General features: G+C 67.3%; 21 protein-coding genes. 19 read left to right on the top strand and 2 right to left on the bottom strand.

All coding sequences use genetic code 11. The features are described 5' to 3' along the window. The first annotated feature begins 91 nt into the window (after nucleotides 1-91). The 4 genes from MJ606_RS17075 to MJ606_RS17060 all read left to right on the top strand — a co-directional run bounded on the left by MJ606_RS17075 (nucleotide 92) and on the right by MJ606_RS17060 (nucleotide 2,774). Nucleotides 92-574: a YiiD C-terminal domain-containing protein gene (locus MJ606_RS17075; protein ID WP_243050759.1), complete on the top strand. Its 483-nt coding sequence runs from the start codon at nucleotides 92-94 to the stop codon at nucleotides 572-574. A gap of 52 nt (nucleotides 575-626) precedes the next feature. Then, nucleotides 627-1,040, top strand: coding sequence for a hypothetical protein (locus tag MJ606_RS17070; protein ID WP_243050758.1), 414 nt, complete (start codon nucleotides 627-629; stop codon nucleotides 1,038-1,040). 83 nt (nucleotides 1,041-1,123) lie between these two features. Beyond that, nucleotides 1,124-1,570, top strand: coding sequence for a rhodanese-like domain-containing protein (locus tag MJ606_RS17065; RefSeq protein WP_243050757.1), 447 nt, complete (start codon nucleotides 1,124-1,126; stop codon nucleotides 1,568-1,570). A 271-nt stretch (nucleotides 1,571-1,841) separates the two neighbouring features. After that, on the top strand, nucleotides 1,842-2,774 hold the full coding sequence (locus MJ606_RS17060) for a hypothetical protein (protein WP_243050756.1): 933 nt from the start codon (nucleotides 1,842-1,844) through the stop codon (nucleotides 2,772-2,774). 75 nt (nucleotides 2,775-2,849) lie between these two features. Here the strand turns inward: MJ606_RS17060 and MJ606_RS17055 are convergent, their stop codons facing one another. Further along, entirely contained in the window at nucleotides 2,850-3,917 is a 1,068-nt protein-coding gene (locus MJ606_RS17055) for a 2Fe-2S iron-sulfur cluster-binding protein (RefSeq protein WP_243050755.1), read from the bottom strand. 58 nt (nucleotides 3,918-3,975) lie between these two features. Here MJ606_RS17055 and MJ606_RS17050 point away from each other — a divergent pair, with 58 nt between their 5' ends. The 8 genes from MJ606_RS17050 to rmuC all read left to right on the top strand — a co-directional run bounded on the left by MJ606_RS17050 (nucleotide 3,976) and on the right by rmuC (nucleotide 12,362). Beyond that, nucleotides 3,976-4,416, top strand: a complete 441-nt coding sequence (locus tag MJ606_RS17050) for a hotdog fold thioesterase (protein WP_243050754.1) — start codon at nucleotides 3,976-3,978, stop codon at nucleotides 4,414-4,416. Continuing rightward, nucleotides 4,413-5,354, top strand: a complete 942-nt coding sequence (locus MJ606_RS17045) for a serine/threonine protein kinase (protein ID WP_243050839.1) — start codon at nucleotides 4,413-4,415, stop codon at nucleotides 5,352-5,354. The genes MJ606_RS17050 and MJ606_RS17045 overlap by 4 nt, the downstream gene beginning before the upstream one ends. Nucleotides 5,355-5,495: 141 nt before the next feature. After that, nucleotides 5,496-6,665 (top strand): tetratricopeptide repeat protein, encoded by a 1,170-nt coding sequence (locus MJ606_RS17040; RefSeq protein ID WP_243050753.1) that lies wholly within the window; start codon nucleotides 5,496-5,498, stop codon nucleotides 6,663-6,665. 49 nt (nucleotides 6,666-6,714) lie between these two features. Beyond that, the gene (locus tag MJ606_RS17035) at nucleotides 6,715-7,851 is read left to right on the top strand and encodes a polysaccharide deacetylase family protein (protein WP_243050752.1); all 1,137 of its coding nucleotides are present in this window, start codon (nucleotides 6,715-6,717) and stop codon (nucleotides 7,849-7,851) included. Nucleotides 7,852-7,945: 94 nt separating this feature from the next. After that, nucleotides 7,946-8,383 (top strand): hypothetical protein, encoded by a 438-nt coding sequence (locus MJ606_RS17030; protein WP_243050751.1) that lies wholly within the window; start codon nucleotides 7,946-7,948, stop codon nucleotides 8,381-8,383. Nucleotides 8,384-8,432: 49 nt separating this feature from the next. Continuing rightward, the gene (locus tag MJ606_RS17025) at nucleotides 8,433-9,608 is read left to right on the top strand and encodes a class I SAM-dependent rRNA methyltransferase (RefSeq protein ID WP_243050750.1); all 1,176 of its coding nucleotides are present in this window, start codon (nucleotides 8,433-8,435) and stop codon (nucleotides 9,606-9,608) included. Nucleotides 9,609-9,627: 19 nt separating this feature from the next. Continuing rightward, the gene (locus MJ606_RS17020) at nucleotides 9,628-10,830 is read left to right on the top strand and encodes a DUF2252 domain-containing protein (protein ID WP_243050749.1); all 1,203 of its coding nucleotides are present in this window, start codon (nucleotides 9,628-9,630) and stop codon (nucleotides 10,828-10,830) included. Between the two features lie 83 nt (nucleotides 10,831-10,913). Then, nucleotides 10,914-12,362, top strand: coding sequence for a DNA recombination protein RmuC (rmuC, locus tag MJ606_RS17015; protein ID WP_243050748.1), 1,449 nt, complete (start codon nucleotides 10,914-10,916; stop codon nucleotides 12,360-12,362). 1 nt (nucleotide 12,363) lies between these two features. Here rmuC and MJ606_RS17010 read toward each other — a convergent pair whose 3' ends face one another. Further along, entirely contained in the window at nucleotides 12,364-12,786 is a 423-nt protein-coding gene (locus MJ606_RS17010; protein WP_243050747.1) for a hypothetical protein, read from the bottom strand. A 141-nt stretch (nucleotides 12,787-12,927) separates the two neighbouring features. Here MJ606_RS17010 and MJ606_RS17005 point away from each other — a divergent pair, with 141 nt between their 5' ends. The 7 genes from MJ606_RS17005 to MJ606_RS16975 all read left to right on the top strand — a co-directional run bounded on the left by MJ606_RS17005 (nucleotide 12,928) and on the right by MJ606_RS16975 (nucleotide 20,481). Beyond that, nucleotides 12,928-13,737: a hypothetical protein gene (locus MJ606_RS17005; RefSeq protein WP_243050746.1), complete on the top strand. Its 810-nt coding sequence runs from the start codon at nucleotides 12,928-12,930 to the stop codon at nucleotides 13,735-13,737. A gap of 62 nt (nucleotides 13,738-13,799) precedes the next feature. Next, nucleotides 13,800-14,696 carry a class I SAM-dependent methyltransferase gene (locus tag MJ606_RS17000; RefSeq protein WP_243050745.1) on the top strand — a complete coding sequence of 299 codons (897 nt, stop codon included), beginning with the start codon at nucleotides 13,800-13,802 and terminating at the stop codon, nucleotides 14,694-14,696. Nucleotides 14,697-14,743: 47 nt separating this feature from the next. Next, nucleotides 14,744-15,343 carry a GTP cyclohydrolase I FolE gene (gene folE / locus MJ606_RS16995; RefSeq protein ID WP_243050744.1) on the top strand — a complete coding sequence of 200 codons (600 nt, stop codon included), beginning with the start codon at nucleotides 14,744-14,746 and terminating at the stop codon, nucleotides 15,341-15,343. Between the two features lie 13 nt (nucleotides 15,344-15,356). Continuing rightward, entirely contained in the window at nucleotides 15,357-16,655 is a 1,299-nt protein-coding gene (locus MJ606_RS16990; RefSeq protein ID WP_243050743.1) for a hypothetical protein, read from the top strand. Next, complete coding sequence (locus tag MJ606_RS16985; RefSeq protein ID WP_243050742.1) at nucleotides 16,648-17,364, top strand: hypothetical protein; 717 nt, start codon at nucleotides 16,648-16,650, stop codon at nucleotides 17,362-17,364. The genes MJ606_RS16990 and MJ606_RS16985 overlap by 8 nt, the downstream gene beginning before the upstream one ends. Continuing rightward, a complete protein-coding gene (locus tag MJ606_RS16980; protein WP_243050741.1) occupies nucleotides 17,357-20,149 on the top strand; it encodes an AAA family ATPase in 2,793 nt (930 codons plus the stop codon). Before MJ606_RS16985 ends, MJ606_RS16980 begins: the two co-directional genes overlap by 8 nt. Continuing rightward, nucleotides 20,149-20,481: an EF-hand domain-containing protein gene (locus MJ606_RS16975; protein WP_243050740.1), complete on the top strand. Its 333-nt coding sequence runs from the start codon at nucleotides 20,149-20,151 to the stop codon at nucleotides 20,479-20,481. Before MJ606_RS16980 ends, MJ606_RS16975 begins: the two co-directional genes overlap by 1 nt. Nucleotides 20,482-20,833 lie beyond the last annotated feature (352 nt).

Genomic DNA, 20,833 nt, shown 5'->3' with positions numbered 1-20,833 from the left:
AAGACGCCGGCAGTGTAACGGCCATGGGCCAGGCAGTCGCATGCGGCAAGGGTGCGTACACTACGCGCTCTCCTGATCGCCCCCGATTCCGATGAGCTCGACTGAACGACAGACCCTCGCGCGCAAGCTGGTCACCTTCATGCGCGATGAAATCCCCTTGGCGCACAGCATGGATCTCCAGTTGCACGACTGCGACGAGCATCACCTGTCGATCGCGGCGCCGCTGGCCCCCAACATCAACGACAAGGGCTGCGCCTTCGGCGGCAGCCTGGTGAGCGCGATGACGCTGACCGGCTGGGGCCTGGTCGAACTGGAGCTGCGCCTGCGCGGGCTGGACTGCGACGTGTTCGTGGGCGAATCGACCGTGCGCTACCTCGAACCGGTATGGAACGACTTCCGCAGCGAAGCCCGCCTGGGCGAAGGCGCGGACTGGGCCACCTTCTTCGACACCCTGGCCGCCCGCGGCCGCGCCCGCATCGAGGTGAGCTGCCAGGTGCCCGGCACCGGCGAGAAGCCGGCGGCCACGCTGGCGGCGCGTTTCGTGGCCAAGCGCCGCTCGCCCGACGCCGTATGAAAACGCGGGCGCGGTTGCGGCAGAATGGCGGCCTTACCCGGGGGAACCGTCCATGCGCCGCATCCTGACCTTGCTCGTCGTGCTTTCCATGCTGCTGCTCGGCGGTTGCGCCACCGACCAGCGCAGCGACTCGCTCACCAACACGCTCAACGCCTATGCCAGCACCGTGCGCTGGGGCGATTTCCAGGGTGCACTGCAGTTCGTCGACCCCAAGGTGCGCGATGCGCATCCGTTGTCCACGCTGGAACTGGCGCGCTACCAGCAATACAAGGTGAGCGGCTACGACGAGGGCAACGGCCCGATCCCCAACGGCAAGGACGAAGTGACCCAGGTGGTGCAGATCAACCTGGTGAACGTGAACACGCAGTCCGAACGCACCGTGACCGACCACCAGACCTGGCGCTACGACGCCCAGAGCAAGCACTGGTGGCTGCTCACCGGCCTGCCCGATATCAGCCGCCAGTAAGAACCTGTTCGGGACACGCAGGCCGTATAATCGCCGGCTCTGTTCACTCCGCGCGGTCCACCCGCGCCTGCGGAAACTTTCCAATGAACGATGTCCTGCACAAGCTGCCCGAATTCGTCGGCAACCATCTGGCGCTGGTCGCGCTGTTCCTGATCCTGCTGCTGGCGATCATCGTGATGGAAATCCTCACGCTGTTCCGCAAGTACAAGGAGCTGACCCCGGCCGGCCTGACCCTGCTGATCAACCGCGAAGGCCCGCTGCTGGTGGACCTGTCCGCCTATGCGGAATTCGAGAAGGCGCACGTGCCCGGCTCCCGGCATGTGGCGATGAGCCAGTTCGACCCCGAGCACAAGGACCTGATCAAGGCCAAGGACGTGCCGGTGGTGCTGATCGACAAGGATGGCCGCGGCGCCAGCGCCAAGGCGGCGCAGCGCCTGGTCAAGGCCGGCTTCAGCAAGGTCTACACCCTGGGCGGCGGCGTGCAGGCCTGGCAGCAGGCGCAGTTGCCGGTGGCCAAGGGCAAGAACTAGGCGGCTTCTGCCGCGGGCGGCCGCCGTGCTGTCCCAACGAGGCGCAAACAGCGCCGCCGCTGAGAGCCTGCCTGGATAACCGGGCATGCCCGTGTTTCAGATGCATCCGATTTTTTCGGCACAACCGGCTGGCTAGAGTGGGCGCGGATAGATCGCCGCACCCGCCACCCCCAGCCCATCCGCAAGCATCGCCTCGATGCGAACGCGTCCCGCCATGCGCGGTACGCGTTGCCGGATGACCGGGGTCCCCCAGTCATCGAATGCCGAAATCATGAGTCACATCCACAAGTACTACGTGCGCTCGGGCCGCATCGGCGCGCTGGCGCCGCTCCATGTGCTGTTCAACGGCGGCGCGCACGTGGCGGTGCTGGCGGCGCTTTACGCGCTGGTGGTCCGCTACAACCCATTCATCTACTTTTCCTTTATCGCGACCGTGCTGTTCGGCGCGCTGGTCGGGTTTGCCGCCGCCGCCGCGGCCCAGGCCGGCAGATCGCGCTCGTTGCCGTTCAATCTGCTGGCGGCACTGCTGCTCGCGGTATTCGGCCTGTGGTTGCACTGGCTACTATGGATCGCACTGCAGCTGGACCATGGCGCCGCCGTGGCCGAACAACTGGCGCTGAGCGGTCCTGCCGGCTGGAAGGATTTCTTCACCTGGCTGGCGCAGAACTATCACCTCAGCGTGAGCCGCTACGTGGGCAGCCAGGGGGCGGCAGCCTCCACCCATGACATGTTGTGGATCTGGGGCGGCGAGGCCGCCATCGTCATCGCATTGGCGCTGCTGACCGCCACCGGCGCCACCCGCATACGTCTCTATTCCGAGCGCACCGGCAAGTGGGCCAGCACCGCGCTCAAGATCGAGGCCGTGGGCATCGATACCACGCCCGATGCGCTGCGCTCGGCGTTCGAGCGCGGGGACTTTTCCGCGTTCCAGCAGCTTGAGCGCCTCGATTACGAGGCTTGCCGCGCGCAGCCGAGCTGGCACAGCGTGGAGCTGGAACTGATCGCCGAGCCCGGCGACATGGCCTTGCGTGCCATCAACGTGGAACTGATCACCAACCGCTGGGATGCCAAGGGCAAGCGCAAAAAGAACCGGGCTCTCGTCGTGCAGAACTTTCTGCTGCCGCTGGCGGAATACGAGGCACTGATCGAGCGGCTGCGCGGCTTCGCCATCCCCGTGCCCCCGCCGCAAGGTGTTCGACGATGATGCGGTAACGATGGTGACGGCCCATGGCGATGCTCCGGCGCGGAGCCTTTCCAGGACCCGGCACGCCGACGCGGCCTACAAGCCGACGATGCCCGCGCGGCCGGCCAGAATCTGCGCCAGCACGTCCGGCGCATAGTCGAACGAGTCGTAGTAAAGCCGCCCTTCCGGCAGTCCGGCATCGGTGAACAGCTTGCGACCGGCATCGATCATTGCCGGCGGCCCGCTCATATAGACGTCGTAGCCGGAAAGATCCGGCTGGTCCTCCAGCACCGCCTCGTGCACCAGCCCCATGCGCAGGCCGCTGGCCGCCGCTTCCTCGGGGTCGGAAATCACCGCGTGGAACACCAGGTCGTGCGCCGTCCTGGCCCAGCCGGCGGCCAGCTCGCGCAGGTACAGATCCGCCGCGCTGCGAGCCCCCCAGTACACGCGCATCGGCCGGCGCGTGCCCAGCGCCAGGAAGTGCTCCACGATGGCCTTCACCGGCGCGAAGCCGGTGCCACCGGCCATGAAGATCATCGGCCGCTCCGAATCCTCGCGTGGCACAAACGTGCCCAGCGGGCCCTCGATGCGCAGTGCATCGCCCTCCTTGAGCGTGTCGTGGACCCACGAGGTGAAGCCGCCACCGGCCACATGCCGCACATGCAACTCGATGCTGCCATCCGCCTGCGGATGATTGGCGATGGAGAACGGACGGCGGCGTCCTTCGTCCAGCAGCACGTCCAGGTATTGGCCCGGCAGCCATTGCAGGCGTGGCTGGCCGGCGGCGGGCCGAAGGTGCAGCCCGATCACGTCCGGCGCCAGCATCCATTTGCGGGCCACCACCACGTCGAGCTGGCGGCGTGCGATGTCCTCCACCGAGGTGACCTCGCGCGCCTCGATCAGCAGGTCCCCGGTGGGCACGGCCTGGCACAACAGGATCGCATGCTGCGCGGGCGAAGTGCCGCTCAAGGCGACCGGCGGGTTGCGCGGATACGCGCAGTGGCCGCCCAGCAGGGTGGCCTTGCAGCTGCCGCACACGCCTGCCCGGCACGAGTACGGCAACGCGATGCCGGCGCGCTGCGCGGCTTCCAGCACGGTTTCGCCGGGCGCGACCGGGAAACGGCGGCCGGAAGATTGAATGGTGACGGTAAACACGGGGCGCATTGTCGCGGCGACGGCAGTCGAAGGACAATGCGGGCCCCCCGCTGGAGAATCAACCGCCATGGCCATCTGGAAACAGGATCCCTCGCTCGAGCGCATCAACGGCTGGAGCGCCAACACCATGATGGAGACACTCGGCATCCGCATCACCGAGATCGGTGACGACTGGCTGCGCGGCACCATGCCGGTGGATCACCGCACGCACCAGCCATATGGCCTGCTGCACGGCGGCGCCTCGGTGGTGCTGGCCGAAACGCTGGGCAGCACCGCCGCGATGTTGACGCTGGACCCCGCGCAGGAAGTCGCCGTGGGCCTGGACATCAACGCCAACCACATCCGCGGCGTGCGCAGCGGTACCGTGGTGGGCACCGCGCGCGTGGTGCATATCGGGCGCACCACCCAGGTATGGGAGATCCGCATCGAGACGGAAACCGGCGAACTGGTGTGCATTTCCCGCATCACGATGGCGGTGATTCCCGCCCGCGTGGTCGCGCCGCGTTGAACGCGGAGCCGTACGCCACGCTCAGCCCCGATCGCGTGCTCGATGCGATCACCGCCTGCGGCCTGTGGCCGGACGGACGGCTGCTCGCACTCAACAGCTACGAAAACCGCGTATGGCAGGTCGGCATCGAGGATGCCGCGCCGGTGATCGCCAAGTTCTACCGGCCGCATCGCTGGAGCGACGCGGCCATCCTCGAAGAGCATGCCTACGCGCAAGAGCTGGCCGACGCGGAAATACCCGTGGTGGCGCCGCTGGTGTTCGGCGGCCGCACCCTGCTGCACCACGACGGCTTCCGCTACGCGCTCACGCCACGCCGCGGCGGCCGCGCGCCCACGCTGGAGTCGGTCGAGCAACTGGAATGGCTGGGCCGGTTGATCGCACGCATCCACCAGGTGGGTGCGCGGGAAGCCTTCCAGCATCGTGGCCGCATCGATCGCGCCACCTTGATCGAACAGCCGATGCGCGCCGTGCTCGCCGCGTCGCTGCTGCCGCCGTCGTTGCATGCTGCCTATCGCGCCGCCGCCGGGCGCGTGGACGACGCCGTCGCCGCGCGGCTGCAGGCCGTGGGCCCGGTGCGCCAGCTACGCCTGCATGGCGATTGCCATCCAGGCAACGTGCTGTGGACCGACGCCGGCCCGCATTTCGTCGACCTCGACGACGCGCGCATGGGACCCGCCGTGCAGGACCTGTGGATGCTCGCCAACGACGATGCCGCCATGCAGTCGCTGCTGGACGGCTATCAGCAGATGCGCGACTTCGACTTCAGCGAACTGGCCCTGGTACCCGCCCTGCGCGCCATGCGCCAGGTGCACTACGCCGGCTGGATCGCTTCGCGCTGGCACGACCCTGCGTTTCCCGCCGCCTTTCCGTTCGCCGCCGAGGCGCGCTGGTGGGAGCAGCACATCGCCGACCTACACGAATTGGCCGACGATCTGTAGGGAAACGTCTCCACTTCGTAGAAAGCTGCGCCAACTGCCATGCATTTGGCCGCAATCGGCCCTTGTTTGCGCGCCAGCCGCCTCTAAGATGCGCCTCGGTCACTCCATCCACCTACTGCAGGAAGCATCATGGTATTTGGCATGCGCTCGTCCCTTTTTGCCCTGGCACTGATCGCCGCCGGCGGTGTCCACGCCGCCGACGCTCGGGTGCAGGTGCTTAGCGCCACGATCAAGGATCAGAAGATCAGCGGCGCATCGATCATCCTGCAGAAGAATGGTGAGCAGTCGGTCAGCGCGGTGACCGATGCCCAAGGCCAGGCCAATTTCGATGCGGGCCTGCTGGGCGATAGCGCATCACTGATCATCATCAAGAAAGACGGCTATTCCAACCTGGTCGCCAAATGTCCCTGCGCTGGCCTGACCTACGCGCTCAGTCCGGTCATGCAGAATCTCGATGGCCTTCGCGTGGTACTGACCTGGGGCGATACACCCAAGGACCTGGACTCGCATATTGCTTATCCGGGTAGCCACATTTACTGGCGCAGCAGGCGCGGTGCAGACGCCAATCTGGACGTCGACGACACCAATGGCTTCGGGCCGGAAACGGTGACGCTGGAGCGCAAGCACCAGGGCGAAACCTATGTGTATGCCGTGCACGACTACACGGACCGCAACGACCCGAGCACATCCGCGCTGTCTGCCAGCCAGGCCAAGGTCTTCGTCTACGTAGGTGAATCACTTGTACGCACTTACTACGTGCCGCAAAACCAGCCCGGCAATCTGTGGACGGTGTTCCGCATTACCGGCGAAGGCGAGTTCCAGGACATCAACACGCTGCGAGGCGTAAAGGTCGATGCCGAGGATGTGCTTGGCACGCTGAGCGACGTCAGCAACGAGCAGAATCACGTAGTGGCGGCGAACCAGGCACCGGTGGATAGCGCACGGGCACGCACGCTGAACCAGAGCGGTGAAAAGGCCTACCACGCCGGCCAGCTCGATGACGCCATTACCCTCTACGGCCAGGCCATCGAGCAGGATCCGAACTACGGCCAGGCCTATAGCAACCTCGGCCTCGCTTATCAGAAGGCCGGGCGCAAGGCCGAGGCCATCTGGGCCAACCGCAAGGCGATAGCGCTCGCCAGCGGCGCCACCGCCGCAACGGTAAGAGCCAGTTCCTACTACAACATTGGCAGGATGTATGAGGATGCCGGGCAGTCCGCCAGCGCGCTGGAGAACTATCGGGCGGCCAAACGCGAGAAGGCGAATCCGGTCTACGACAACGCCATCGAACGCGTCAGCGCTCACCCGTAAGCCCAACAAGCCCCCGCTCGCCGGGGGCTTTCATTGTCGGAACGTCCTCATGCGCAAGCTCACCGCCTTGTTCGGCCTGCTGGTCATCGCCAGCAGCCCGCTTCACGCCGCCGGCCCCAGTGCGGTGGCCTCGATCGACCGGAGCCTCTGGCCCGATCCCATCGACTCGCAGCCGGCATTCGATCGTGCCTCACGCGCCGAGTTGCTGGCTTTCGCCCACGCGCTCGCCGAGAGTGAACAGCTCAGCGACGACGCGTTGCGCGACCAGCTGAAACTGAAGGATCTCGACCACGGCGCGGTTGAGCACATGCGTACGGTCTACTGGCACCGTCTGGCGACGAACTACGCGCTGGCCGCAACCCACTGCACGCCAACGGAACCGTTCTGCCAGGGCTCGACCGGCGAAGCGGCCTTCAGGCAGGCCGCTGTCAGTTTCACCGTGGCCGCAGGCGACCGCTACGCAGCGTGGTTTCAGGCCGCCCAGGCCTTCCATCACACGTACCTGGATGAACTACTGCGTCTGGCTGCCCTGTTCCCCAGGATCAGCAGCGAAGTGGATACCTACTCCGCACGCGAACTCAGCGGCAACGAGCTGGCCGACCGGCATTTCCTGCTGACCTTCGACGATGGTCCGACCCGCGCCGGCGGCAACACGGACAAACTGCTGGCCGTGCTGCGCGGACAGCAGCTCAACGCCACCTTCTTCCTGCTGGGCGAGCCGCTGCAGTCACGCCTGCAGCAGATGCCCGCGGCACAGCTGGCCCGGGACTACCAGGGCATGTGCGTCGGCGCTCACGGCTGGGAACACAAGTCACACAGTGCATGGCCGGAGTGGCAAGGCTCGGTCGAACGCAGCATCGCGCTCGTGCATGACAACCTGCCGAACAGTTTTGTCCCGCTGTTCCGGCCACCGTATGGGCAACGCAGGGCCGATAGCGGCGCGTTCTTCGAAGCTCAAGGGCTTCGTGTCGCCCTGTGGAATATCGACTCGCAAGACTGGAACGCCAAAGTCGATGCCGATCAGGTCAAGCAGCGGGTACTCACCTTGATGCTGCTGTGGCGACACGGCGTCATCCTGTTCCACGACATCCATGCCAAGGCGCAGACGGCGGTGCCGTGGCTGACTGGACAGACCCAGGGCTCTGGCGTGCAATGGATCGATTGCCACGCATTTCCCCCGTCCTGACTCTTTTGTGACTGGCGGCGCACCGGCTGGAAAGCGGTGCGCTTGCCTGAGCAGCTATCAGCTATGCTCCCGGCTTTTGGACGGGGCCCGGCACGTGCGCAACTTCCTTTTCCGATTGATCGGCATCCTCGAAGTGGCCGGTGGCTTCTTCGGTATGGTCAATATGTTGCGCCGGCTGATTCCGTTCGGCTCCACGCATGACTCGATCGTGGCGGTGATCGCGCTGGTGCTGTACGTGTTCGTCCTGGTCGCCGGCGTGCTGCTGCTGGAAGGCAGCGAGCGCGGCGTGACGCTGTCAGGCTGGGCCCAGCTGTTGCAGCTGCCGCTTGTCGCCACGCCGGTACTGAGCTATGCGCTGCACTGCGGCGCCTTCGTCAATGTCTTTGCCACCTTGCAGATGGCGCCGCGGCTTGAGCTGGACTGGCACTTTGGCAGCGAAGGCTTCGTGCTGGCGGTGGCGGGGCCCGGGGTGTCGCGGCTGGGCATCAATCTGCTGGCGCTGCTGTCCTGGCTGGCCCTGCGGCTGCGCTGATACCCGCGCAAAAGGCCGGCGAGCGCCGCCCACCAGCTATCATGGGCGGATGAACGCCCCTGAATCCCTTCTCCCCGTCATCCGCCTCAAGTCCGACCGCGCCCCTGGCCACCCCTGGGTATGGTCGGCGCAGGTCCACAAACCCGAAACCCGCCTGCCGCCCGGCAGCGTGGTCGATGTGGAGGATGCGAAGGGCCGCTTCGTGGGGCGTGGGTTCTGGAATGGGCACGCCCGCATCGCACTGCGCCTGCTCACCACCGACCCCACGGAAGCCATCGACGCCGGGTGGATCGCCGCGCGCATCGATCGCGCCGTGGCGCTGCGCCAGGAGCTGCTGCAGCTCGACCGCGTGAGCGATGCCTGGCGCGTGGTGCACAGCGAAGGTGACGGGCTGTCTGGCCTGGTGGTCGACCGCTACGCCGATATCCTGGTGATCGAATACTTCGCGGCGGGCATGTGGCGGTTCCGCGAGGCGATCCATGCCGCGCTGTTGCGGCACTTCCCCGGCGCGCGCCTGTACTGGTTCGCCGAAAGCCATGTGCAGAAGCAGGAGTCGTTCGATTGCCGCGCCGCCGAGGCGCCGGCGCCGGTCGAGGTGCACGAGCACGGGCTGCGTTTCCACGCCGCGCCGGGCTACGGCCACAAGACCGGTTTCTTCGCCGACCAGCGCGAGAACCGCCACCATTTCGCGCGCCTGGCCAAGGGCCGCCGCGTGCTCGACCTGTGCTGCAACGCCGGCGGCTTCGCCGTGCACGCGCTGGCCGCGGGTGCGCGCGAGGCCACCGGCGTGGACATGGACCCGGGCATCCTGGAGATCGCCCGTGCCAATGCCGCCGCCAACGACGTGCCGGCGGTGTTCGAGCAGGGCGACATCTTCGACTGGCTGCGCAACGCGGTGGCGCGTGGCGAACAGTACGACGCGGTGATCCTCGATCCGGCCAAGCTCACCCGCGACCGCAGCAAGGTGATGGACGCGTTGAAGAAGTACTTCGCCATGAACCGCCTGGCGCTGGACGTGATCCCGCCGGGCGGGCTGCTGCTGACCTGCTCGTGCACCGGCCTGGTCAGCGAAGAAGATTTCCTTGAGATGCTGCGCCGGGTGGCGCTCAATGCGGGACGCGAGATCCAGGTACTGCATACGGCCGGTGCCGGCGCCGATCATCCGTTCCGCAGCGATGTGCCGGAAGGGCGTTACCTGAAAGCGGTGTTCTGCCGCGTGATGTAAGAACCATCGGAGGCGGGTCATGATCGATGTGGTTGAATCCATCCGCAGCTACAACGCCAAGCGCGATCCCGAACGCTTGCAGCGCAAGTACCTGGCCATGCGCCACGACCCGTTCACCTTCCTGCGCGGCAGCTGCCATCTGTTCTATGCGCAGCTGCCGTCCAGCAAGCTGCTGTCCAAGGCGCCGCCCACCTGGGTGTGCGGCGACCTGCACCTGGAGAACATGGGCAGCTACAAGGGCGACAACCGGCTGGTCTATTTCGACCTCAACGACTTCGATGAAGCCGCCCTTGCGCCCTGCACCTGGGACCTCATCCGGCTGCTGACCAGCGTGCATATCGCAGCGGGGAGCCTGCAGCTGAGCACCGACCAGGCCAGCCTGCTGTGCAAACGTTTCATCGCGTCCTATACGTCGGCGCTGCGCCAGGGCAAGGCCCGCTGGATCGAACGCGAGACGGCCACCGGCATGGTCGGCGAACTGCTCAACGACCTGCGCGGGCGCCTGCGTTCGCGCTTCCTGGACAGCCGCACCGAACGCAAGGGCAAGCACCGCACCATCCGCCTCGATGGCAGGCGTGCCTTGCCGGTGACCGACAAGCAGCGCGAGAAAGTCACCGCGCTCATCCACAAGATCGCGACCAAGCAAGCCGACCCGGACTTCTACAAAGTGCTCGACGTGGCGCGCCGCATCGCCGGCACCGGCAGCCTGGGGGTGGATCGCTATTCCATCCTGGTCGAAGGCAAGGGCTCGCCCGACGGCAACTACCTGCTCGACCTCAAGCAGGCGGTGCCTTCGTCGCTGGTGCCCCACCTAGCTATCGCCCAGCCCGATTGGGCCAACGAAGCCGAGCGCGTGGTGTCGGTGCAGCGCCGCATGCAGGCCATTTCGCCTGCGTTCCTGCAGTCGGTGACGATGGGCCGCAAATCCTATGTGCTGCGCGGCCTGCAACCCACCGAAGACCGCGTGGCCCTGACCGATTGGCAGGGCAAGCTGGAACGGCTCGACGGCGTGCTGGACGCCATGGGCAAGCTCACCGCCTGGGCCCAGCTGCGCAGCGGCGGCCGCCAGGGCTCGGCCACTACCGACCAGCTGATCGCGTTCAGCGAGAAGCAACGCTGGCCGGGCGAGCTGCATGGGCTGACCCGGGAATGCGCCAAGCAGGTACGGCGCGACTGGAAAACCTATAGCAAGGCCTACGACCAGGGCGCGTTCCGCCTCTGACCGTCGACGCGGGAGCGCGGGGAAATCCCGGCTCCTGCGACGCCAGCGCGTACACTTGCCGGCCATAGCTGTCGGGAGTCGCCATGTCCGTTACTGAAATCCTGTTGATCGTGCTGGTTGTCGCTGTGCTGGTGGTGATCGCGCTGCAAGCGATCAGCCTGCTGCGCGGCCGCGACGACGGCAGCATCACCGCGCGGCTGGACGCGCTCAAGGACGACAACCGCCACCTGCGCGAAGCGCTGGCGACGGAACAGCGCGCCGGCCGTGGCGAGATGGCGCAAACGCTGGGCCAGTTCCGCAGCCTGGTGCAGGAACAGCTGGGCAGCATGAGCGCGCAGCAGCACGAGCGCATCGGCCAGTTCGGCCAGCGCCTGGACGTGCTCACCGAGCGCACCGATGTCGGCCTGCAGTCACTGGCCCAGCGCCTCACCGAAGACGCGCGCCGCAGCCGCGAGGAACTCACCCTCGCCCTCAACCACTTCGGCGAACAGCAGCAGCAGCGCCTGGCCGCGCTCACCGCCGACAACGAAAAGCGCATGGGCGAAGTGCGCGCCACGCTGGAAGCCAAGCTGGGCGCGATGCAGCAGGACAACGCGGCCAAGCTGGAGCAGATGCGCGCCACCGTCGAGGAAAAACTGCAGACCACGCTGGAAACGCGCCTGGGCCAGTCGTTCAAGCTGGTGTCCGAACGTCTCGAAGCAGTGCAGCGCGGTCTTGGCGAAATGCAGAGCCTGGCCACCGGCGTGGGCGACCTCAAGCGCGTGCTGACCAATGTGAAGACGCGCGGCATCCTGGGCGAAGTCCAACTGGGCGCCCTGCTGGAGCAGATGCTCACGCCCGACCAATACGAATCCAACGTGGCGACCATGCCCGGCTCCGGCGACCGCGTCGAATTCGCCATCCGCCTGCCGGGCGCCGACCGCGACCATCCGGTATGGCTGCCGGTGGACGCGAAATTCCCGCGCGAGGACTACGAGCGCCTGCTCGACGCGCAGGAGCGCGCCGACGCCGACGCCGCCAACCTCGCCGCGATCGCCCTCGAACGCCGTATCCGCGAGGAAGCCAAGACCATCCGCGGCAAGTACGTGGCGCCACCGCACACCACCGACTTCGCCATCCTGTTCCTGCCCACCGAAGGCCTGTATGCCGAGGTGCTGCGCCGGCCGGGGCTGTTCGAAGCGCTGCAGCACGAGTACCGCGTGACGGTGGCCGGTCCCACCACGCTCAGTGCGCTACTCAACAGCCTGCAGATGGGCTTCCGCACGCTGGCCATCCAGCAGCGTTCGAGCGAAGTGTGGCAGTTGCTCGGCGCGGTGAAGAGCGAGTTCGGCAAGTTCGCCAGCATCCTGGAGAAGGCCGAGCGCCAGCTCAACACGGTGAGCAAGAGCATTGGCGACGCGGGCAAGAAGACGCGCACGATCGAGCGGCGACTGCGTGGCGTGGAGTCGCTGTCCGGGGACGATGCCAAGCAATTGCTGGGCGACAGCCTGACCGCGCTGGAGGAAGGCAGCGACGAGGACGTCGAAGCCTGACTCAGGCCGAGGTGCTGACCAGGCTGCCGCTGCTGCTGCCGCTCTCGGCCAGCATCGCGGTGGACAGTGCGGATACCGCGGATTCCAGCTCACCCACGGTGGTGGCCACCGCCGACTGCAACGCGGAGATGCGCGCCAGGTTGGCCGGATCGCGGCCCTGCTTACCCGAGGTGGCGGCGTGCAGTTGCTGCTGCTCCTGCGCCAACATCTTTTGCAGCTGCGCGACCTCGCGCTTCAGGGCCTGCACGGCAGGGCTGGCGCCGCCGCTGCCGCTACTGTCGCCGCCACTACCTGCGCCGGCGGCCCCGTCCACCGGGGACGATGACGTTGCCGCGTTGCCCGACGACGCGGCGGAGCCCGACGCGGATGCGCCCGCGATGGTGACGGGGATGGTGGAGGTGTCCATGTGGATGCCGATGCTCATGACCGTTCCTTGTGCAGAGTCGCCCGTCAGATCGACCGCCGCGCGCAGAACTTGAGCGATCCTGCCGGGATTAACCCCGGCTGGCCCGCGCCGCCGTTTCATCGGATGCATCGGTCGTCGATGCCTGCCCGGAGTGCCCGCATGAAAACGCGTTCCCTGTGCTTTGCCGTGCTGGCCGCGATGGCGGCCAGCGGTCCCGCCGCGGCCGTGGGGCGACTGGTCGATGTGACGGTGGTCGACCGCACCACCGAACAACCGTTGCCCGTATATGCCTGCCAGGGCCGCTACTACGTGGCCGGGCAACCCGGCCATCGCTATGAGATCCAGCTGCGCAGCCGCGACGATGAGCGCATGCTCAGCGTGTTGTCGGTGGATGGGGTGAACGCCGTTTCCGGCGACACCGCCGACTGGTCGCAGACCGGCTATGTGCTTGGGCCGCATGCCTGGTCGGCTATCCGAGGCTGGCGCAAATCGCTCGCGCAGGTGGCCGACTTCGTGTTTGCCGATGCGGCGCAAAGCTATGCCTCGCGTACCGGCCGCCCGGACAACGTGGGCGTGATCGGCATCGCGGTGTTCCGCGAACGCCCACGGCCACGCCCGATCATGCCGATGGCGCAAGCGCCTGTCCGCGCCCCCATGGAAGCCACGCGCGCAGCGCCCGCCATGCCTGTACCGCCGCCGCCCGCGCCCGCCGCGCCGATCATGGCGGCGCCGGTTGCCGAATCGACCATGGCCGGCAGTCCCCTGGGCACCGGCCACGGCCCGCGCGAGGATTCCCAGGTGAGCTACACCGGCTTCACCCGCGCGTCCGCCACCCCGGACGAAGTGGTTACGCTCTACTACGACACGCGCGAACGCTTGATCGCGCAGGGCGTGATCCCCGCATCCGACCAGGGGCTGGCGTCGCGCCCGCAGGCCTTCCCGGGCCACTTCGTGCCCGATCCCCGCTAAACGCGGGTCGCGACGTGGCAGCATGGGTTGCCACGTCGCGCGCGCAGAGGAAATCACGCTTCATGAAGGACGACCTGCACACCCTGGTCCTCGCGCTGGAACAGGATGATTCGCTGCTGCAGCCTGCAAAGCTGCGCGAGCGTATCCGGGCCATGGATCGCCTGGAGGACGTGCTGATCCAAGCCCCGGGCGAGCGGCCTGTCGAGCCATCACTGCGCGCTCGCATGGAAGCGCTGCATGCACGGCTGGCCGATGCCCAGCGCGAACTTTCCCTGGCCATCCGCGAGGCCATCAGGCGGGGCGATGGCGCGCAGGCGCTGCATGCGTGGATGCACCCCAGCCATCAACTGCAGGACCCGCAAGGCTACGACCACCTCGACGCCCTGGTCAGCGAGGTATTGTCGTTCGACGAACCCACCGCCGAAATCGCGGACCTGGATGCGGACATGGTGTTCTACCAGCCCACCCCGGCCCGCCACATCTTCGACCTGATCGGGCGCGCCGCCATCACCGACGCGGACGTGCTGGTCGACCTGGGCTCGGGACTTGGCCACGTGCCGCTGCTGGTATCCATCTGCACCGGCGCGCAAGGCATCGGCATCGAGCGCGAGCCGGTCTATGTCGATGGCGCGCGTCGCAGCGCGCGGGCACTGAAGCTCGACCGCGTGACGTTCATTGCGCAGGACGCGCGCGAAGCCGATTTCTCCCGCGGCACGGTGTTCTATCTCTACACGCCGTTCAGCGGCACGATCCTGCGCAACGTGCTGGACCAGCTGAAACAGCAGGCCACCAGCCGGCCGATCCGCCTTGCCACGCTCGGCCCCTGCACCCCCATGGTCGCCGCGGAGCCGTGGCTGGAGGCAGTGGGCCCGCAAGCGCTCGACCGGATCACCCTGTTCCGCCCGGCCCAACGCCAGGCCAGCGATCGGCAGGGCGGCCTGGCAGGCTGCGGGACTTGACGGGCGCGTTACACTGGCGAGTCTGTGCTGTAGCCGAAGGAACCTGCATGAGCGACCGCCACGAACCGACCGATGTCACCCGCGAACAGGCCGAGGAGGCCGTGCGCGTCCTGCTGCGCTGGTCGGGCGAAGATCCCAGCCGCGAGGGCCTGCTCGACACTCCCAAGCGCGTGGTGAAGGCGTATCGCGACTGGTTCTCCGGTTATCAGATCGATCCGGGCGAGTACCTGCGCCGCACCTTCGAGGAAGTGGCCGGCTACGACGAAATGGTGGTGTTGCGCGACATCGAGTTCGAAAGCCATTGCGAACATCACATGGCGCCGATCATCGGCCGCGCCCACGTGGGCTACCTGCCGACCAACCGCGTGGTGGGCATCAGCAAGCTGGCCCGCGTGGTCGACGCCTATGCGCGCCGCTTCCAGGTGCAGGAAAAGCTCACCGCGCAGATCGCCCAGTGCATCCAGGAAAACCTGCAGCCGGCCGGCGTGGCGGTGGTGATCGATGCCAGCCACGAGTGCATGACCACCCGCGGCGTGCACAAGCGCGGCGTGTCGATGATCACCAGCCAGATGCTGGGCGCATTCCGCGACGATGCCCGCACGCGCTCGGAATTCCTGCAGTTCATCGGCATCCACGGCGGACGTTGAGCACGCCGAATTGATGGGGCCGATCGATAGCGCCGACGCCGACGAGCGTCTGCAGGATGTATTGCGCGAGGGTGTCACCGCCGAGGATCTGCCGGCGGTGTTCCCGCTGCTGCGCGGACGCTCGCTGCTGCGCGCCTTCAGCGCGCTGTTCCATGGCGGTGAGGCGCAGGTACTGCTGCGCCTGCTGGTGTTGCGCACGCTGGGCGCACGCGCGCATGCACCGGAGTGGACACCGTCGGAGATCCGCGACCAGCTCGCCTTCGTCGAGCCGGTGAAACTGGAAACCGTGGTGCAGCGCCTGAAGGAACACGAGCTGCTCACCTGGGACAGCGAAACGCTGCGCTACCGGATCAGCCCGCTCGGACGCAAGGCGCTGGCATCCGTGGCGACGCTGCTGGAGTTCGAGCACGACGACGACGATGGCCTGGGCTATCTCACCGCCCAGCTGGCCGCCGGCCAGGCGGTGGGACGGCTATCGGCGGATGAGCTGGGGCACCTGCTGTCGCGCCTGTCCGAGCTGAAGGAAGACTTCGACCGCGCCGTGCTCTCGGGCTCCGAACATCGCATCCGCCGCGCCGCCGTGCGGCTCGATTCGGTGTGGAGCTGGGTGGAGAAAGGCACCGAGGTGGTCAGCCGCATCGCCGACAGCGAAGAGCTGGACCCCGCCACGCATCGGCTGGCCCAGGCCGTGGGCCGCGCACAGAGCGCGCTGCTGCGGCAGGCCGGCATCTTCCAGCGCGAGCTCAACAAGATCGACCAGCATCGCGTGCACCTGGGCCGCACGGGGCTGTCCTCGTCCGACCTGGTGGCGTGGCTGCGCTCGCTGACGCCCGAGGCACTGGCCCAGCATGCCGACGAGGCCCACCTGCTGCCGTTGCAGCCGCCGTTGTTGCAGGACCAGATCGCGCTGGACGTGGCCGAATACGAACTGCTGGAACGCGAGCGCGCCGCGGCCGAGAGCACCGAACTGCCCAGCGCGGAGAGCACGCCGAGCACCGCCGACCTGCCGATGGACGAGGACGACCTGTCGCCCCTGCTGGACTGGCATGGCGAACTGGCCGCCCTGCACCAGCCGCTGGAACTCAGCGATGCGCTGCGCGGCGACAACTACGCGTTGAGCGCCTATCGCCTGTCCCTGCTCGGCCTGCTGGGCGATCCCGAATCGTCGGCGCTGCAGGGCCCCACGGCGGACCTGGCGCGCCTGCCGCTGCAGCTGGAAATCGAACCGCGCCTGATCGATCCAGGCCTGGCGGCGATCGCGCTGGTAAGCGCGGGCCGCCTGCATCCACCCAAGGACCAACCCGATGCATGACGAAACCGCCGCGCTGGTCGCGCGCCTGTTGTCGCAACGCTGGCTGCCGCGCGACGACGTGCACGCCCGCAAGGCGCTGCTCGACGAAGCCTTCCGCGAGGAACTGGACCGCCGCCTGGCCGGCGTGGGCCTGGAACTGCGCGAGCATCCCTACTCCGCTTATATCGGCGTGGCGGTGGCGCGCAGCCACGAGCGCCATGTGTTCGGCGGCAGCGACAGCTGGATCTCCAACACCCTGCAGCTGGACCGCGATGCGATCGCGCTGCTGGTGGTGCTGTGGGCACTGATCGTGCTGCCCAAGCGCCAGCGCCAGGTCGAACGCCAGCAGGCCGAAGCGGATGCTTCGCAAACGCTGATGTTCGCCGAGGCCAAGCCGATCTCGCGCGATCCCACGCTGTCCCCGGTGGTGGCCGAACGCACCCTGCTCGCCGATTTCGGCGACAAGCTGGGAGGCAAGACGCGGGTGAACTTCAACCTGGGCCTGCTCGCGCGCCATGGCTTCATCGTGCGCCGCAAGGGCGAGCTGGCCGAAGGGCCGCTGCTCGACCTGGTGTTCGATTACGAGCGCACCGCGCGGCGCATTCTCGACGGCGCGCTGGGCGACCTGCTCTCCGGCCTCACCCCGCGGGACCTCGCCGGCGATGACGACGAACCGCTCTACGACGAAACCGACGATCTCCAAGACAGTGAAGTGACCAGCGATGTTTGATTTCCGCAGCCTCGAAGTCATCCACTGGGACTACTGGCAGCGCTTCAGCCTGCCGCTGGATACCAACATCGTCACCGTGGTGGGCCCCAACGGCTCGGGCAAGACCACCCTGCTCGATGCCCTGCGCACCCTGCTCACCATCGACTGCGCCGGCAACCGCGACTACAAGAGTTACCTGCGCCACAACGGCAAGCCATTCGCGTGGCTGCGCGCCCGCGTGGGCAACATCCCGGGGCCGCGCGGCGAGCGTCCGTTCTTCCCGATCATGGACAGCGAAGTGACGCTGGCCGTGCGCATCCAGAAGAAGGGCGGCGAATGGCAGCGCCAGTACGCCGTGCTGGGCGGCGACGTGAGCGTGGACGAGATCGAGGCACGCAACGACTGGCTGGGCCTGCGCGAATACCGCGTGCGCCTGGAAGGCGCCGGGCTGTCGCAGGCCATCCGCCGCGTGCTCACGCTGGAACAGGGCGCCACCGACAAGTTGTGCCAGCTGCCGCCCAAGGCGCTGCTGGACCTGGTGTTCGACGTGTTCGGCGACAAGACCGTGCTGGAGGATTACCAGCGCGCGCGCAACGAGCAGGCCGAAGCCGATCGCGAACTGCACGGGCTGGAGCATCAGCTTTCGCTGATCGGCGTGAGCCTGCAGGAGGCCGAGGGCCGCGTGCGTTCCTGGCAGGAATGGGATGCGCTCAAGCGCGAACATGCCGACCTGGTGGCCGAAACGCTGCCGCGCACCGAGCTGGCCGAACTGCACGCCGCCATTCGCGGCGCCCGCCCGCAACTGCTGGGCCTGAAGCGCAAATGCCGCGACCTCTCGCAGCGCGATGTGGAACTGCAGCAGCAGCTGCAATCGCTGGACGCCAACGAGGAACACCTGCGCGCCGAGCAGCAGGCCGCCGATGGCGCGCGCCAGCAGGCCAAGCAGCAGCTGGACGAGGCCCGTCGCGCGGAAACCGAAAACGCCACCCTGCTGCGCCAGGAACAACACCTGCGCAAGCTGGTCGCCGAACAGGATGGCGCCGACCACGAACAACAAGGCCGCCAGCTGATCGAGGCGCGCAGCCAGCTGGCGCGCCTGCAGGGCGAGGAAGACCGCCTGCGCGGACAACTGACCACGCTCACCGCCCAGCTGGGCGCCTGGCGCCGCGGCCAGCGCTACACCCCCGAGTTCGAGCAGGCGTTCCGCCGCGCGCTGGACGAGGAAGGCATCGGCCACAGCATGCTCAGCGAGATCGTGGAGATCACCGAGCCGCGCTGGCAGGCCGCCGTGGAAGCGGTACTGGCCGGTTATCGCCACGTGGTGCTGCTCGATCACCCGCGCGACCGCGAAGCGGCGTGGCGACTCGGCGAACAGCATCGCTACAAGCACTTCGTCGTCGCCGATCGCGCACCGGCCACCACGCCCACGCGCGGTTCGCTGCTGGAAGTGGTCGACTTCAAGGCCGCCGCGCCGGAGTGGCTGCTGCGCCAGCTCGATCGCATTCGCCGCGTCGAGGACGTGGCCGACGGCGCCAAGCTGGGCAAGGAGCAGGACTGGATCACCCCGCAGGGCTACTTCCGCGAGCGTCGCGGCGGCCGCCACCTGGGCGTGGACGACGTCTACTTCGGCAGCGCCGCGCGCGAACGCCAGCTGCGCGAGGGCGAAGCGCGCCTGCAGTCGATCGAACAGCAGCTGCGCACGCTCGCCGACCAGCGCAGGCAATGGCAGCAGCAAGCCGCCGATGCGGAGAGCCTGCTGCGCGGCGCCAACGCCAGCGGCCAACTGGCCGATCGCGCCGACGAGTTCGCCGCCGCGCACGCGCAGCAGCCGTCCCTGCAGGACGACGTGCAACGCTGCGCCGACAGCTACGCCGCCGCCGAAGCGCACTACGAAAGCGTGCGCGAGAAGCGCCAGCAGAATTCGCGCCAGCGCGACAACGAAGCGCGCGAGCACAAGCTGGTCCAGCAACAGCTGGCCGACAGCGCGCGCCAGTTCAACCAGTTCCGCAACGAACAGATCGATCGCCTCAAGGCCTTCCGCCACAAGCGCAGCCATGTACGGCCTGCCCATCGCAGCCGTCGCGCCATGGCCGAGCTGCGCGAACGCTACGAATCGCCCGCCGCCGTGCGCCGCGAGATCGACCGCATCGAACGCCGCCTCAACGAAGGCCACTGGGAAACCGACGAAGGCTGCCTGCCGCTGCGCGACAAGTTCGCCAACGACCACGAAGGCCTGCGCGACGACCTGCAACGCCGCCGCGTGCATCTGGAACGCGCCGTCCGCATCACCACCGAGGCACGCGCGGCCTACCTCAACGTGCTGCGCAACACGGTCAAGCGCTACGCCCGCAACCTCAAGCTGCTGGCCGAGCTGGCCGGCATCGGCGTGGAAGTGGAACTGCCCGAGCTGTCCAACGAAGACCTCGCGCTGGCCCAGGCCGGCCTCAACGTGCGCTTCGAGTTCGACAAGAAGGGCTGGATCGGCATGGACGACGGCGAAGCCTCCGGCGGCCAGCAGGTGATGAAGTCGCTGCTGTTGCTGGTGGCGCTGATGCGCGACGAGGACCGTCCCGGCGGCTTCGTGTTCATCGACGAACCGTTCGCCCACCTGGACATCTTCAACATCGACAAGGTGGGCGCCTTCCTCAAGTCCACCCGTGCCCAGTACATTCTCACCACCCCGGCCACGCACAACATCAACGTGTTCCAGCCCAGCGACCTCACCCTGGTCACCAGCAAACGCCGTCCCGGCGCCACCTGGGCGCAACCGCTGGCGGTGTTGCGCCGGCGCACCGAGGCGGCGTGATGGCACGCAGGGCCGCCCTCGCCGCCCTGTTGTTGTTGCCGCTGTGGGCGCACGCCCAGGGCACGCCCGCCGAGTATCTGCGGGAGTTCGATACCGATGGCGACGGCCGGGTGAGCGAGGCGGAATACGTGGCGCACATGAGCGAAGGCTTCCATCGCCTGGATCGCAATGGCGACGGGGTACTGGAAGCCGATGAGCTTCCCGGCGGGCATGGGAAGCCGATCACGCTCCAGCAGTACCAGGATAATTTGCGGCGGCAGTTCCACAAGCTGGACCGCAATCATGATGGGTATCTGGATGCGCAGGAGTTGGTGCAGCCGCCGCAGGGGTGAGTGGTGGTTGGGTGCTGGATAAGCGCGCAGCGCGCTTTCGCTCTTGACGTCATTCCCGCGAAAGCGGGGACCCAGGGACTCTCGCCTTTGTTGGCGTGATCGCCAGGGTGCCGCCTGCGCGGCGGGCGTTTCGATCGTCTGCCGACGCTCGAGTCACTTTTCTTTTGCTGGCCCACGCATGCGCAGGAGCGCATGCGAACGGCGAAGCCGGCCCGAAGGGCGAAGGGCAGGATGCCCGGAGTCAAAGAAAAGTAACCCAAAGAAAATGGCCGGAAGAGCTGGCAGCATTACGTTGGGAAAAGCCCGAGCGCTTGAGGTACTTCGCTGCGGGACAACCTCCGCCGCTACACAG

The organism is Dyella sp. RRB7 (genome assembly GCF_022761115.1).
Taxonomy (GTDB): domain Bacteria; phylum Pseudomonadota; class Gammaproteobacteria; order Xanthomonadales; family Rhodanobacteraceae; genus Dyella.
This window is presented reverse-complemented; position numbering and strand designations above follow the sequence as displayed.

What these genes read in the sequence shown, in the direction of transcription:
- MJ606_RS17075 (WP_243050759.1), top strand. Translation starts at nt 92, where the DNA reads ATGAGCTCGACTGAACGACAGACCCTCGCGCGCAAGCTGGTCACCTTC.
- MJ606_RS17020 (WP_243050749.1), top strand. Translation starts at nt 9,628, where the DNA reads ATGATCGATGTGGTTGAATCCATCCGCAGCTACAACGCCAAGCGCGAT.
- MJ606_RS17050 (WP_243050754.1), top strand. Translation starts at nt 3,976, where the DNA reads ATGGCCATCTGGAAACAGGATCCCTCGCTCGAGCGCATCAACGGCTGG.
- MJ606_RS16990 (WP_243050743.1), top strand. Translation starts at nt 15,357, where the DNA reads ATGGGGCCGATCGATAGCGCCGACGCCGACGAGCGTCTGCAGGATGTA.
- MJ606_RS16975 (WP_243050740.1), top strand. Translation starts at nt 20,149, where the DNA reads ATGGCACGCAGGGCCGCCCTCGCCGCCCTGTTGTTGTTGCCGCTGTGG.
- MJ606_RS17005 (WP_243050746.1), top strand. Translation starts at nt 12,928, where the DNA reads ATGAAAACGCGTTCCCTGTGCTTTGCCGTGCTGGCCGCGATGGCGGCC.
- MJ606_RS17060 (WP_243050756.1), top strand. Translation starts at nt 1,842, where the DNA reads ATGAGTCACATCCACAAGTACTACGTGCGCTCGGGCCGCATCGGCGCG.
- rmuC (WP_243050748.1), top strand. Translation starts at nt 10,914, where the DNA reads ATGTCCGTTACTGAAATCCTGTTGATCGTGCTGGTTGTCGCTGTGCTG.
- MJ606_RS17025 (WP_243050750.1), top strand. Translation starts at nt 8,433, where the DNA reads ATGAACGCCCCTGAATCCCTTCTCCCCGTCATCCGCCTCAAGTCCGAC.
- MJ606_RS16985 (WP_243050742.1), top strand. Translation starts at nt 16,648, where the DNA reads ATGCATGACGAAACCGCCGCGCTGGTCGCGCGCCTGTTGTCGCAACGC.
- MJ606_RS17055 (WP_243050755.1), bottom strand. Translation starts at nt 3,917, where the DNA reads ATGCGCCCCGTGTTTACCGTCACCATTCAATCTTCCGGCCGCCGTTTC.
- MJ606_RS17000 (WP_243050745.1), top strand. Translation starts at nt 13,800, where the DNA reads ATGAAGGACGACCTGCACACCCTGGTCCTCGCGCTGGAACAGGATGAT.
- MJ606_RS16980 (WP_243050741.1), top strand. Translation starts at nt 17,357, where the DNA reads ATGTTTGATTTCCGCAGCCTCGAAGTCATCCACTGGGACTACTGGCAG.
- folE (WP_243050744.1), top strand. Translation starts at nt 14,744, where the DNA reads ATGAGCGACCGCCACGAACCGACCGATGTCACCCGCGAACAGGCCGAG.
- MJ606_RS17040 (WP_243050753.1), top strand. Translation starts at nt 5,496, where the DNA reads ATGCGCTCGTCCCTTTTTGCCCTGGCACTGATCGCCGCCGGCGGTGTC.
- MJ606_RS17010 (WP_243050747.1), bottom strand. Translation starts at nt 12,786, where the DNA reads ATGAGCATCGGCATCCACATGGACACCTCCACCATCCCCGTCACCATC.
- MJ606_RS17035 (WP_243050752.1), top strand. Translation starts at nt 6,715, where the DNA reads ATGCGCAAGCTCACCGCCTTGTTCGGCCTGCTGGTCATCGCCAGCAGC.
- MJ606_RS17070 (WP_243050758.1), top strand. Translation starts at nt 627, where the DNA reads ATGCGCCGCATCCTGACCTTGCTCGTCGTGCTTTCCATGCTGCTGCTC.
- MJ606_RS17065 (WP_243050757.1), top strand. Translation starts at nt 1,124, where the DNA reads ATGAACGATGTCCTGCACAAGCTGCCCGAATTCGTCGGCAACCATCTG.